The sequence below is a fragment of the Paeniglutamicibacter sp. Y32M11 genome, from assembly GCF_019285735.1.
Lineage (GTDB): Bacteria > Actinomycetota > Actinomycetes > Actinomycetales > Micrococcaceae > Paeniglutamicibacter.
Genome location: NZ_CP079107.1, coordinates 817,619 through 830,523, shown reverse-complemented (window position 1 = coordinate 830,523; position 12,905 = coordinate 817,619). Strand labels below are relative to the sequence as shown.

General features: G+C 62.1%; 9 protein-coding genes. All 9 read right to left on the bottom strand.

The features are described 5' to 3' along the window. Nucleotides 1-8: 8 nt before the first annotated feature. The 9 genes from KUF55_RS03705 to betT all read right to left on the bottom strand — a co-directional run bounded on the left by KUF55_RS03705 (nucleotide 9) and on the right by betT (nucleotide 12,739). Complete coding sequence (locus KUF55_RS03705) at nucleotides 9-428, bottom strand: cytidine deaminase (RefSeq protein ID WP_370630947.1); 420 nt, start codon at nucleotides 426-428, stop codon at nucleotides 9-11. Between the two features lie 7 nt (nucleotides 429-435). Continuing rightward, complete coding sequence (locus KUF55_RS03700) at nucleotides 436-1,752, bottom strand: ABC transporter permease (RefSeq protein WP_370630946.1); 1,317 nt, start codon at nucleotides 1,750-1,752, stop codon at nucleotides 436-438. Then, a complete protein-coding gene (locus KUF55_RS03695; RefSeq protein ID WP_168152213.1) occupies nucleotides 1,749-2,996 on the bottom strand; it encodes an ABC transporter permease in 1,248 nt (415 codons plus the stop codon). The genes KUF55_RS03700 and KUF55_RS03695 overlap by 4 nt, the downstream gene beginning before the upstream one ends. Beyond that, nucleotides 2,993-4,573, bottom strand: coding sequence for an ABC transporter ATP-binding protein (locus KUF55_RS03690; protein WP_168152212.1), 1,581 nt, complete (start codon nucleotides 4,571-4,573; stop codon nucleotides 2,993-2,995). Before KUF55_RS03690 ends, KUF55_RS03695 begins: the two co-directional genes overlap by 4 nt. Nucleotides 4,574-4,687: 114 nt before the next feature. Further along, complete coding sequence (locus KUF55_RS03685) at nucleotides 4,688-5,758, bottom strand: BMP family protein (protein ID WP_168152211.1); 1,071 nt, start codon at nucleotides 5,756-5,758, stop codon at nucleotides 4,688-4,690. Nucleotides 5,759-6,029: 271 nt separating this feature from the next. After that, complete coding sequence (locus KUF55_RS03680; protein WP_168152210.1) at nucleotides 6,030-7,250, bottom strand: amidohydrolase; 1,221 nt, start codon at nucleotides 7,248-7,250, stop codon at nucleotides 6,030-6,032. Between the two features lie 181 nt (nucleotides 7,251-7,431). Beyond that, nucleotides 7,432-9,036 carry a GMC family oxidoreductase gene (locus tag KUF55_RS03675; RefSeq protein WP_168152209.1) on the bottom strand — a complete coding sequence of 535 codons (1,605 nt, stop codon included), beginning with the start codon at nucleotides 9,034-9,036 and terminating at the stop codon, nucleotides 7,432-7,434. Nucleotides 9,037-9,038: 2 nt separating this feature from the next. Next, nucleotides 9,039-10,541 (bottom strand): aldehyde dehydrogenase family protein, encoded by a 1,503-nt coding sequence (locus KUF55_RS03670; RefSeq protein ID WP_218818026.1) that lies wholly within the window; start codon nucleotides 10,539-10,541, stop codon nucleotides 9,039-9,041. Beyond that, on the bottom strand, nucleotides 10,538-12,739 hold the full coding sequence (gene betT / locus KUF55_RS03665) for a choline BCCT transporter BetT (RefSeq protein WP_210149612.1): 2,202 nt from the start codon (nucleotides 12,737-12,739) through the stop codon (nucleotides 10,538-10,540). The genes KUF55_RS03670 and betT overlap by 4 nt, the downstream gene beginning before the upstream one ends. Between the last annotated feature and the right edge of the window lie 166 nt (nucleotides 12,740-12,905).

Genomic DNA, 12,905 nt, shown 5'->3' with positions numbered 1-12,905 from the left:
CAGATGATTTATAGGTTGTGCGGGCCGAAGGCGTCGGGAAGCACCTGGTCCATGGACATGATGCCGCGTGGGGTCATCAGGCTCATGTTCTCACCGCGATGCTCGGAGAGCAGCTGCCGGCAGCGTCCGCAGGGCATCAGCGCGGTGCCGCTGGCATCCACGCAGTAGAACGCGTGCAATTTGCCGCCTCCGGTGGCAAAGAGTTCACCGATCATCGAGCATTCGGCGCACAGCGTCACCCCGTAGGCGGCGTTCTCCACGTTGCAGCCGGAGATCACCCGTCCGTCCTCGGTCAGCGCCGCGGCGCCCACCTTGAACTTCGAATACGGTGCGTAGGCGCGGTCTCTGGCCGTGATGGCGGCCAGGCGCAGCACCTCCCAGGCTGCTTCATCCACGGGCGGCAGGGAACTAGTCGCATCGGTGATCACGCTAGCCCTAGCCCTTCACATAGGGTTCGCCGGCGGCCGCCGGGCCCCGGGATTTACCGACCAGCCCGGCCACGGCGAAGATGGTGACCACGTAGGGCAGCATCGCCATGAACTGGCTGGGTACGGCGGTTCCCGCCTGCGCCAGAACATATTGCAGGTTGGTGGCGAAGCCGAAGAGCAGGGCGGCGAAGAACGCGCCGAGCGGGTTCCAGCGGCCGAAAATCAGCGCCGCCAAGGCGATGAAGCCCGCACCGGCAGTCATGTCTCGGGAGAACTGGCTGACCGAGACCAGCGTGTAATAGCTACCACCCAGTCCGGCCACGGCACCACCGATCAACACGTTGATGACGCGGGTCCGATTCACATTGATACCCACGGTGTCTGCGGCCTTGGGGTGCTCACCCACGGCACGCACCCGCAGTCCCCAGCGCGTCTTGTACAGCGCAAACCAGACGATGGCCACGGCAATGAACATGAGGTAGCCCAGCAGGGTCTGGCGGAACAGCAACGGTCCCAGGATGGGAATGTCGGCCAGGCCGGGGATCGAGAAGCTACGCAGCCGCGGCGGGGAATTGAGCGCGTCGGCGTTCGGAGCCAGCAGCGTACCGAACAAGAACGCCGTTAGACCCGATACCAGCACGTTGAGCACCACGCCCACGATGATTTGGTTGACCAGATACTTGATGGCGAACAGGGCCAGCAGCGCCGAAACCACCACACCGCCGACTGCTGCGCAGATCAGGGCCACATAAACGTTCTGCGTGATCGATCCGCCGACGGCTGCGGCGAAGGCACCAAGCAGCAGCTGACCTTCGATGGCAATGTTCACCACGCCGGAGCGTTCGGACAAGACACCGGAGAGCGAGCCGAAGACCATCGGCAGGGCCAAGGCGATCGAACCGCCCAGGAGTGTGATCAGGGAAATGTTCGGGTTATTCGCCGAACCCACCACCCAGATCAGGAAGGCCATCAGGAAAGCCAGGCCGTAGGTTAAAGCCAGCCAGCCAGGGTTCTTCCGCCCGGCGCGCAGATTGAGCCAGGCATACACGGTGGCTGCCACCAGCAGAGCCGCCAGTACCCAACCGGCCGCCGCCGAGGGGATCGCCAGCGGCGGTAATTCAACGGCGTCCCCGGCAGAGGAAAGCCTGAAGGTGGCCAACGCCGAGGGGGCACCGATGGCGAAGAACAGCAGTGCGATTAATGCGCCGATCCCGTAACCGATCACGGGTTTCCTATCGCGCACCAGGACCGGGACGACGGTTCCGGTGCTTTTGCCGGAGGCGCGGTGCCCGGGGGCAGCGTGAGTTGATTCGGTGGTTTTCACAGGGTGCTCCCGGAGGTGACGGTGCCGCTCGGCGGGGTCGGTGTGGTGTTCTTGGAATCATCGGCTGCTGCCGCGCGTGCCTTGCGGGCGTTCATTCCGAAGATCGAACGCACCAGCGGCGGCGCCGCAATGAAGAGCACGATCAGTGATTGAACCACAAGCACAATGTCGATGGGTGTGCCGGTTTGAGTTTGCATGGCCACGCCGCCGGCGCGGAAGGCACCAAAGAGTAGGGCAGCTACCAGCACACCCAGCGGGCGGGAACGGCCCAGCAGTGCAACGGTGATGGCGTCAAAGCCGATGCTTGCCGCCACACCGCCCACCACAAAGTGTTCGGTGCCGCTGACTTGGGATGCTCCGGCCATGCCGGCCAGAGCACCGGCCAGCACCATGGCAAGAATTGTCACGCGGGTGGTATTGATGCCCGCGGTGCGTGATGCCGAAGGGTTGGCGCCCACTGCCTTGAGTTCAAAGCCGAGGGTGGAGCGTTCAAGCAGCCACCAGACTCCCCACGTTGCCAGCAGGCCAAGGATGAGTCCGAAGTGAACCCGGAAGTCGGGTCCGAAGATCAGCGGGTATTTTGCCGAATCGTGAATGATCTGACTGACCGGGTCGTTGGAACCGGGGCGTTGCATCATCGGCGTACTGAGCAGGAAAGCCAACAGGTATACGGCCACGTAGTTGAGCATGATGGTCACGATCACCTCGTGGGCACCGGTGCGAGCCTTGAGCAAGCCCACGATGCCACCCCAGAGGGCGCCACCGAGTGCCGCGGCAAGAACCACCAGCAGGATGTGAAGCGGCCACGGCAGGTTCAAGGTGAAGCCAATGTAGCCGGCGAGCACAGCACCGATAATCAGTTGACCCTGGGCACCAATGTTGAACAAACCGGCCCTGAAGGCCAGAGCCACACCCAGCGCCGCAGTGATCAGCGGGGTTGCCATGGTCAGGGTTTCGGTGATCGGTTTGATCATGCCGGTGAAGGATTCGGCCTGATAGTTGAAGATGGCGCCGCGGAACATGGCTGCGTAGGCACCTGCCGCTGCCTTCCATGCCGCGCTGAGGGTGTCGCCGGGGGCGGCAAAGAGGTACTTTGCCGCTTTGGCGGTCTCCTCATCGGTCACGGCGATCAAGAGTCCACCGACGATCAGGGAAAGCACGATGGCGAGCAGCGACACCAAGAAGAATGAGCCGCGCAGACGCGTCCCCAGGGTGGTGTTGTGTTTCTTTATGGTGCTGGTCATGCGATGCCTCCCGGCAACGTCGGTTCGTCTTTGATCGTGGTCGGAACCTGCTGCGCAGCGACCTCGGCGAGGGCTTCTTCGGCATTTGCCCCGGCCATCATCAGGCCAAGAATATCGCGGCTGGTGTTACCCGGCACGATGCCCATCAATTGCCCGTGGAAGAGCACAGCGATGCGGTCCCCAAGCTCCATGACCTCATCGAGTTCGGTGGAGACAATGATGACCGGGGTGCCGGCATCGCGTTCGGCCAAGATCCGGCGATGCAGGAACTCGATCGAGCCGACGTCCACGCCGCGGGTGGGTTGGGCAGCGATGAAGAGCTTCAGCGGGCGTGAAAATTCCCTGGCCAAAACGATCTTTTGCTGGTTGCCACCGGAGAGTGTTGAGGCGAGGGCCTGCGAGGACCCTGCTCTGATGTCGTATTCGGCAACTTTTTCCTTGGCGTTGGCGGCAATCGCCGGCAGCTTGAGTGCCACGCCCTGAGCCATCGGCGCGTGGTCGTAGCGGTTCAAGATCAGATTCTCGGCGATGGTGAAGGAAGAGATCAGCCCGTCGGTACTGCGATCTTCTGGGACGTAACCAACACCGGAATTGATGATGTCCTTGACGTTACGGCCTAGCAGTTCAGCGCCGCCCAGCAAGATGGATCCGGTGGCCTTGTCTTGCAGCCCCATGATGGCCTCAACAAGTTCGGTCTGTCCGTTTCCTTGGACACCGGCAACGGCGAGGATTTCCCCAGCATGCACGTCGAAGGACACCTGATCAACCGCGGGGATGCCGGTTTCGCTCAGGACGTTGAGCCCGCGTACCTGCAAGATGGCATCTCCGGGGATGGCCGGGGTGCGACCAAGGGAGAGATCCACGGCTCGACCGACCATCAGCGATGCCAGTTCGGTGGCGGGCGCATCCGGGTTCGCGGTGCCCACGACCTTGCCACGGCGAATCACGGTGATCTTGTCCGAGACGGCTTTGACCTCCCGGAGCTTGTGGGAAATGAAGATGATGGAGGTTCCGGAATCCGTGAGCTGGCCAATGATGGAGATCAGCTCGTCGGTTTCCCGAGGAGTCAGCACGGCTGTTGGCTCATCCAAGATCAATAGGTTCGCCTTGCGAACCAGAGCCTTGATGATTTCAACTCGTTGCTGGACGCCTACCGGCAGGTCCTCAACCAGCGCGTCGGGATCAACGTCGAAGCCGTAGCGGTCGGAGATTTCCTTGATCGAACGGCGCGTTTCCTCGAGATTCAGGATGCCGCCGACCCCGGTACTTTCGTTGCCTAGGGCAACATTTTCGGCAACGGTGAATACTGGAATCAGCATGAAGTGCTGATGCACCATGCCGATTCCTGCCGCCATGGCATCGCCGGGGCCACGGAAGACTACCGGTTTCCCGTCCACCAAGATCCTGCCCGCAGTGGGCTCGTAGAGCCCAAAGAGCACATTCATCAGGGTCGACTTGCCAGCACCGTTTTCCCCCAGCAGACAGTGGACCTGTCCCGGTTCTACGACGAGATCAACACTGTCGTTGGCCACGAATCCGTCAAAAGACTTCGTGATCCCTTGTAATTCCAACTTCATTCCGTGTTCCGCCCTTGGAAGGTGGGTTGCGTGGTTCGTTTTCAGCTTACCGATGAGGCGGCTTTGGCCGGGAGGGCTGCGCCCTCCCGGCCAAAGCCGTGCTCGGTGTACGTGTTACTTGGCGGCGGACATCTTAATCTTGCCGTCAATGATGTCCTGCTTCAGTGCATCAACCTCGGACTGCAGATCGGCGGGGACCTTGTCGGCGAAGTTGTGGAACGGCGAGAGTGAAACTCCGCCGTTGGACAGGGTACCCACGTAGGCCTCGGACTTGAACTTATCGTTCAGTCCCATCTCGATGGATTCTTCGACGGTCTTGCCCATTTCCTTGATGACCGAGGTCAAGACGGCATCCTTGCCGTTCTTGGCGTAGTCGAACCCATCGGTGTCAACCCAGACAACGGCGTCGGTCGTGGAAGCAGACTCGTTGACGGCATCTACTGCCGTCTGACCCAGCGGACCTGCCACCGGCATGATGACGTCCACGCCATCGGCCAACAGGTTGTCAGAAATCTGACGGGCCTTCACGGTGTCGGTGAAGTCGTTGACGAAGGACTTGGAGCTACCCCATCCAACAACCTTGACGTCCTTGTTCTTGACCTCGTTGAAGTGGTTGACGCCCTGCAGGAAGCCCTCCATGAAGATGGTGACGGTCGGGATTTCGGCACCACCAAAGGTCCCGACCTTCCCGGTCTTGGAGTATGCGGCTGCCGAGTAGCCGGCCAAGAAGGCGGCTTCGTCGGTGTTGTAGCTCAACGAGCGAAGGTTTGCCGGAAGCGTCTTGTACCCGTAGTCGACGATGGCAAAGTTAACTTCTGGGTACTTCTTGGCAGCTTCCAAGGTGGCATCGCCGATGTTGAAGCCGGCGGTCGCCACGATGTCGCAGCCTGCGCTGACCATCGATTCAATGTTCGGCTTCATGTCGGTTGCGGAGTTGGACTCGGCCTTGTTGATCTTGACACCCAAGTCGGTTTGGGCCTTCACGAGGCCCTCGTAGGACGCCTGGTTGAACGACTTGTCGTCGAATCCACCCTCATCGGAAACCATGCAAGCCGTGTAGTCGACGGTCGGAGCCGAGGAACTAGACGTACTTGCCTCTGGGGCCGCACCGCAGCCGGAAAGAACGAGGGCAGAAATGCCGAGAATGCTTGCGGCCATGCCGGCCTTGCGCTTGATGATGCGCATATGGGTTTCCTCCATTGAGTTACGAGCTACAAGTACCGTGGCTTCGAAGTCTCAGGAGTTACCGTTCCGAGTTCTTGCTCACGATGGGGGTCATTGCCGCCAGCAACCTGTGGTGCTGACATGAATCCGGGATCCTTCGGTACGCGCTGGGAACCACCGGGTGGCCCCCAGCACATTCGGAAAGAACGGCTTCACAACTACATAGCCTAGCGCCCATTGTGACCGAGTCGATAAAGAAAGTGTTACAAGCAGATAACGCTCCGGGACCGCTCTAACTCTCCTGCGCCAACTTCAGCTGCGCGATCGCCCGCAGTGATGCCGCTGCCATCACCGTCACGCCGACCTCGATGGCTGCCTCGTCGGGAATGTAGTCCCCGCGGTGCAGGTCATAATCTTCGCCTCCCGGGGTACGGGTGCCCAAGCGCATCATGGCACCGGGAACCTTGTTGGTCATCCAGGCGAAGTCTTCCCCGCCCATGGATTGCGGCGTCAGAACAATGGCCGCGGACCCTATCTCGGCACGGGCCGAGTCCTCAATCAGGTCGGTTTCCTCTTCGGTGTTGATCACTGGGGGCACACCGCGGATGTGTTCGAGCTTCACCTCAACGCCATAGGGACTGGCGACCTGGCGTACCACCTCGTCCAGCAAGTCCCCCGCTCCGGCCCAGGCTTCGCCGTCGAGGCAGCGCATGGTGCCCGCCAAGTATCCGGTGGCGGGGATCGCGTTGGGTGCGCTGCCGGCGTGGATCTGTCCCCAGACCACCGAGACGGCACTACGCACGTCGATGCGTCGGCTCAAGACCGCCGGCACATTGATAGCGATCTGGCTCATGGCAAAGACCAGATCCTCGGTCAGGTGCGGACGGGAGGTGTGCCCGCCACGACCGGTGAGTTCAATCTTGATGGTGTCCGAGGCGCTGGTGATGGCACCGATACGTGTGCCAATTTTCCCGGCATCGATGCGTGGTTCGCAGTGCAAAGCCAAAATGCGTGGGACCTCGTCCAGGATGCCGGCGGCAATCACCGACAACGCGCCACCTGGCATCTTTTCCTCGGCCGGCTGGAAGATCACCCGAATTCGTGCGCCCAGTGGCTCCTGGTCATCCATGGCCTTCAGCGTCAGGGCCACCCCGAGCATCACGGTGGTGTGAATATCGTGGCCACAGGAATGGGCCACCCCGGCAACAACCGATGCGTAGTCGAGCCCGGTTTCTTCAAGAATCGGCAAGGCATCAATGTCGGCGCGCAATCCCATGGCGATGGGCCCGGTGCCGATGTCAACGTACCCGCCGGTCTCCGCATCCCCGATCTCGGCCAGGGTCACGGGCGTCAGACCCGCCGCACGAAGCTTGCTCATGATGCGTTCGGTGGTCTTGTACTCCACAAACGACAGCTCAGGGTTGGCATGGACTTCGCGACGGAAGTCCACCAGTTCGTCGAGCATGGGCTTCACCCAGGGCTTGACGGAAGGCAATGTCAGGTCTTGATTCATACTCGTGCGCACCTAACCGACAATACGCGTTTCTGCCCACGCTTGTGCAGTGCACTTCCTATTGTTGCTCCGATCACTTCTTTAGCTCCAAACCACGACCCGTCCCTCATGCCAGATGCCCCGATGCCAAACCACGAAGATCATTCATGGAGGCACCGGGGCATCTGGGTTGGGGCAGCTCTTAGCCGTTGGCCTTGATCAGTTCGGCACACCGCTCACCGATCATCATCACCGTGATGTTCGGGTTCACCGTGACGAGGGCCGGCATCACCGAGGCATCGGCCACGCGCAGGCCCGAAACGCCTTTCACGCGCAGCTGCGCATCAAGCGGGGACATCTCATCGTCGTCCGCCCCCATGCGCACCGACCCTGCCGGGTGGTACACGGTGTTGTGGGTGCGTTTGATGTAGTCGGCGATCTGCTCATCGCTCTGCACCTCCGGCCCCGGGTACAGCTCGGTTCCGGCCCATTCGGCCATGGCCGGCTGGGAGACGATCTCGCGGGCCTTGCGGATTCCGGCGATCATCACCTCCATGTCGTGGCCCTGCTCATCGGTGAAGTAGCGCGGGTCGACCTTGGGCTTATCGCGGAAGTCCCTACTGCGCAGCCGTACCGTGCCGCGGGACTTGGCCCGGGTCACGTTGGGGGTCAGGCAGAAGGCGTTCTCCGAGGTCGGGTAGCCCTGGCGTAGCGTGTGCATGTCAAAGGGCACCGAGCCGTAGTGCATCATCAAATCGGGGCGGTCCAGGCCCGCCACGGTGTGGGTGAAGATCCCAATCTCCCACCACTGGGTGGATTCGGTGACCATGGGCTTCTTGGCTTCCCACTGGATCACACCCTCGGGGTGATCTTGCAGGTTCGAGCCCACGCCCGGGGAATCGGCGAGCACCTTGATCCCGTGCTCGGCCAGGTGCGCTGCCGGGCCGATGCCCGAGAGCATCAGCAGCTTCGGCGAGTCGATGGCGCCGGCAGAGAGGATGACCTCGCGGCGGGCGCTCAGCTGTGTGGTGCGCCCGAAGGCACCCTCGAGAACATCCACGCCGATGCAGGCCTTGGCCTCGTTGAAGCGCAGCTTGCTGGCTTGGCGCCCGGTGAGCAGCGTGAAGTTCTCCCGCTGCGCGATCGGGTGGATGTAAGAAACTGAGGAGGAGGACCTGGTTCCATCTTCCAACCTGTTGATCTGGAAGAAGTTTGCCCCGTTGAGCACCGTCTGATTGTTGTTAAACGTAGCCCGCGGGATTCCTGCCTGTTCGCAGGCATCGAGCACCGCAACCCCGCAGGGGTCATTCGGCGGCACGTTCATCAGTTTCACCGGTCCCGAGTCCCCGTGGTGGGGAGCCTCGGGCCCGGCATCTTCGTTGTTTTCCAGCTGCTTGTAGAGCCGGTACCCGGTTTCTGCGTTCCACCCGGTGGCCCCATGCTCGGTTTCCCAGGCGTTCAGGTCCTCGGCCGGAGCCCAGAACGCGATGCAGGAATTATGGCTCGAGCATCCACCCATGACCTTGGCGCGCGAGTGGCGCATGAACGAGTTGCCGTTTTCCTGCTCTTCGATCGGGTAGTCCCAGTCGTATCCCGACTCGAGTAACTCCATCCAGCGATCCAGTTGCAGCACTTCATCAATGCCGCGGTCATCCGGACCCGCCTCGATGAGCGCGACCGTGACGGACGGGTCCTCGGAAAGCCGGGCTGCCACTGCTGCGCCGGCAGATCCGCCACCCACGATGATGTAGTCGAATTCGGTCTCAGGAGTCGATGCGTTGTTGTTGCCCACGTTGAGGTTCTCCATTCCTAGCTGTCCGTATCCTGTGCCTGTGCGCCAAACCAACCGGTGACCTGAGGGTCGAGGTTCTGGTAGATGTGCTTGGCTTCCTGGTATTCGGCCAGGCCCGTGGGGCCCAGCTCGCGGCCCACGCCGGAGGCGCCGAAGCCGCCCCATTCGGCCTGCGGCAGGTACGGGTGGAAGTCGTTGATCCAGATGGTGCCGTGGCGCAGACGCCCCGCAACACGCTGGGCGCGTCCGGCGTCCTGGGTCCAGACCGCCCCGGCCAGCCCGTACTCGGTGTCGTTGCCGATGGCCACGGCCTCGTCCTCGGTACGGAAAGTCTCCACCGTCAGCGTCGGGCCGAAGGCCTCGTCGTGGGCTACGCTCATCTCCCCTGTGACCTGATCCAGGATCGTGGGCAGGTAGAAGTGCCCGGATTCCAGGTCCTTGCCGTCTTGATTGGTGGCCGCGCGGCCACCGCAGCGCAGTCGTGCGCCCTCGGCGATGCCGGCCTGCACGTAGGCGTCGACCTTGGCCAGATGAGCTGCGGAAATCAACGGGCCGCTCTCGGTATTTTCGTCGAAGGGCCCGCCCAAGCGGATCAGCTGGGCGCGTCGCACCAGTTCATCAACGAAGGCCTCCGCAATGGATTCCTCCACCACCAGCCTGGCCCCGGCGGAGCAGACCTGGCCGGAGTGGACAAAGGCGCCGTTCAGGGCGTTGTCCACCGCGGCGTCGAAGTCGGCGTCGGCGAAGATCACGTTGGGGTTCTTGCCGCCCAGTTCCAGGGCGACCTTCTTGACGGTGCCTGCCGCGGAGGCGGCGATAACGCGCCCGGTGACCAGTCCCCCGGTGAAGGAGACCATGTCCACGTCGCGGTGAGTCGACAGTGGCGGGCCGACCTCGGACCCAGCGCCGGTGACTAGGTTGGCCACGCCAGCCGGCAGGCCAAGTTCTTCGAGCACCTCCATCATCAAGATGGCGGTGGAGGGGGTCAGCTCGGCGGGCTTGAGCACGAAGGAGCAACCGGCTGCCAGAGCGGGGGCGATCTTCCAGGCGGCCTGCAGCAACGGGTAGTTCCATGGGGTGATCATCGAGACCACGCCCACCGGCTCGTAGACGATCTTCGAGACCACGTTGGGGTCCCCGGCGTCCACGACCCGGCCCGATTCCTGGCCAGAAAGCTTGCCGAAGTACCTGAAGCTCGCGGCGATGTCCTCGATGTCTAGGCGTGCCTCGTACATGCGCTTGCCGGTATCAAGGGCCTCGGCGCGGGCAAATTCTTCCTGACGTTCGAGCAGCCGGTCGGCGACCTTCAGCAGGAAGTTCCCGCGCTCGGGGGCGGGGACCGAGGCCCAGACACCTGAGTCGAAGGAGGCTCGCGCCGCTGCGATGGCGCGCTCTGAGTCTGCGGCGCTGCCTTCGGAGACGGTAGCGACGTGCTCTCCGGTGCCCGGGCAGGTGATGTCCCTGGTTCCGCCGAGCGCTGCCGGGGCCCAAGCCCCGTTGATGTAGATGGTGCTAGTCATGGCGTTGCTTCTTCCTTGGTGGTCTCGGGGTTTTCGGGGGTTTGTTGTGGTGCCGCGGTGTCCTGCACGTTCTCAAAGTCGGAATCCCAATCGGTCTTGGGAATGGTGGCCTCGGCGATCCGGCTGGGCCCGTCGGCATTTTCTTGCTCTCGCAAGAACGAGAGGTGAATTTCGTATTGGTCAAGGACATCGCAGATGATCTGTTCTCGCGTGCAGCCCATAAGGTCATACCCGTGGCTGCCCTCCTGGGAGAAGACCTCCATGCGGTAGTACTGCTCCCCGGTGGATGAATCCCGCGCGAAGCTGGGCACCTTGAGCTGCACCGGATACACCTGGTACTTGAAGGGGCGCTCACCACCATGCTGCACCACCAGGTCCACGGACTTGACGCCGAGCTTGCCGACCGGCTCGTCCACCAGCACGCCAATGACTCCGGATTGGGCGAACTCGTTGTTCACTTCTTCCAGGGCGGGACGGACAATTTCCTGCATAAAACGCTGCGCCTGACGCTGTCCCGGGTAGGACATGGTGCGGGCCAGTCGCTGTCGCCAACTGCGTCGCTGGTCCACGCCCGTCGAACCGGGACGCGAGGTGAGCACGGTGTGCAGAGAGTTCTTATAGCTGCCGGCCAGGGCACGCTCGACACGCAGCGCCTTGTAGAGCCCGAGCATGATGAACACCAACACCACCGAGAACGGCAGCCCCATGATCACGGTCGCATTCTGCAGTGTCGGCACCCCGCCGACCAAGAGCATGGACAGCGTCAGTAGGCCGGTGGCAACCGACCAGAAGACGCGGACCCACTTCGGACCGTCGGACTCTGCGTCCTTGAGGTGTGAGGTGAAGTTGGCCATGACCAGGGCGCCCGAGTCGGCGCTGGTGACGTAGAACAGCAGGCCGGTGAAGGTGGCGATCGCCGCGATCAGCGGCACTGCCGGGTATTGGGCTAGCAGGGCATAGAACGCCTGTTCGGGGTGGTTCATGGCGACATCGCCGAAGGCCGTATTGCCGCCGCGAACTAATTCAAGGGCGCTGTTGCCGAAGATCGAGATCCACAACAGGATGAAGGCGAAGGGGACTACAAGCACACCTGTGACGAACTGGCGGATGGTTCGGCCGCGTGAGATGCGGGCCAGGAAGAGCCCGACGAACGGGGCCCAGGCGATCCACCAGGCCCAGAAGAACAGGGTCCAGCCGTTGAGCCAGTCATCGGGGCGATCGTAGGCGAAGGTGTTCAGCGCCATGCCGGGGAAGCGCGAGAGCGTATCTCCGATGTTCAGGATGATGCCGTCAAGCAGATAACGGGTGTTGCCGGCGACGAGCACAAAGAGCATCAGGCCGATGGACAGGATCACGTTGAGTTCGGAAAGCCGGCGGATGCCCTTTTCCACCCCGGTCAGCACCGAGATGGTGGCCATCACCACGGCAATGGCGATGAGCACAATCTGCACCGCGGGGGTTTCCTCGATGCCGAACATGAAGTTCAGACCGAAGTTTAGTTGGGCGACGCCGATGCCCAGTGAGGTAGCGATGCCGAAGATAGTGCCCAGCACCGCGGCGATATCCACTCCGTGGCCCAGCGGTCCGTGGATGCGCTTGCCCAGAATGGGGTAGAGCGCCGAGCGGATCGACAGCGGCAGGTTGTGACGGTAGGCGAAGTAGCCCAGGGCAAGCCCCATCAGGGCGTAGAGTCCCCAGCCGAGCAGGCCGTAGTGGAACAGCGTCCAGGCCATTGCCTGTCGGGCAGCTTCGACGGTGCTGCCGTCCCCTGTGGGAGGGGCAAGGTATTGGGCCACCGGCTCGGAAACCGAGAAGAACATCAGGTCGATACCGATGCCCGCAGCAAAGAGCATTGCTGTCCAGGTAAAGAGATTGAAAGTGGGCCGCGAGTGGTCAGGGCCCAGTCTGGTCTTGCCGACCTTAGAGATGGCGATCGCGATTACAAAAGCCAGGACGGCCACGACCACCAGCGAGTACCACCAGCCGAAGGTGGAGCCGACCCAACCGACGACCGCGCTGATGACGCGGTCGGCGCCCTTTTGGTCCAGCATGGCCCAAAGCGCAAAGCTCAGGATCGCCGCGGCGGAGCCAAAGAACACCACTTTATTGATGCGGTTTGGGCCCGCATCCGGTGGAATGGAATTTTCGGTGTTGTCTGTGGGTCGTACAGGGCCTTCGGAATTTTTGACGGCACTCATGTTTCGAGAGCCTAGCAAGCCTTTCGTGCGCACGCACCCACTGGGGCGCGTATACCATATGAGCTATCGTGAGAATCTTCACGGGTCTTGCAACCGCGCCGGAAACTTGTTAGTAGCAGGTAGGTTTTGGGTTTTAGGCAGACAAAAGCCCCGCACCATCCTGGAG

Bases quoted from the DNA above. Each gene is read 5' to 3' on its own strand.
- KUF55_RS03695 (WP_168152213.1), bottom strand. From the start codon at position 2,996: ATGACCAGCACCATAAAGAAACACAACACCACCCTGGGGACGCGTCTG.
- betT (WP_210149612.1), bottom strand. From the start codon at position 12,739: ATGAGTGCCGTCAAAAATTCCGAAGGCCCTGTACGACCCACAGACAAC.
- KUF55_RS03690 (WP_168152212.1), bottom strand. From the start codon at position 4,573: ATGAAGTTGGAATTACAAGGGATCACGAAGTCTTTTGACGGATTCGTG.
- KUF55_RS03675 (WP_168152209.1), bottom strand. From the start codon at position 9,036: ATGGAGAACCTCAACGTGGGCAACAACAACGCATCGACTCCTGAGACC.
- KUF55_RS03670 (WP_218818026.1), bottom strand. From the start codon at position 10,541: ATGACTAGCACCATCTACATCAACGGGGCTTGGGCCCCGGCAGCGCTC.
- KUF55_RS03680 (WP_168152210.1), bottom strand. From the start codon at position 7,250: ATGAATCAAGACCTGACATTGCCTTCCGTCAAGCCCTGGGTGAAGCCC.
- KUF55_RS03685 (WP_168152211.1), bottom strand. From the start codon at position 5,758: ATGCGCATCATCAAGCGCAAGGCCGGCATGGCCGCAAGCATTCTCGGC.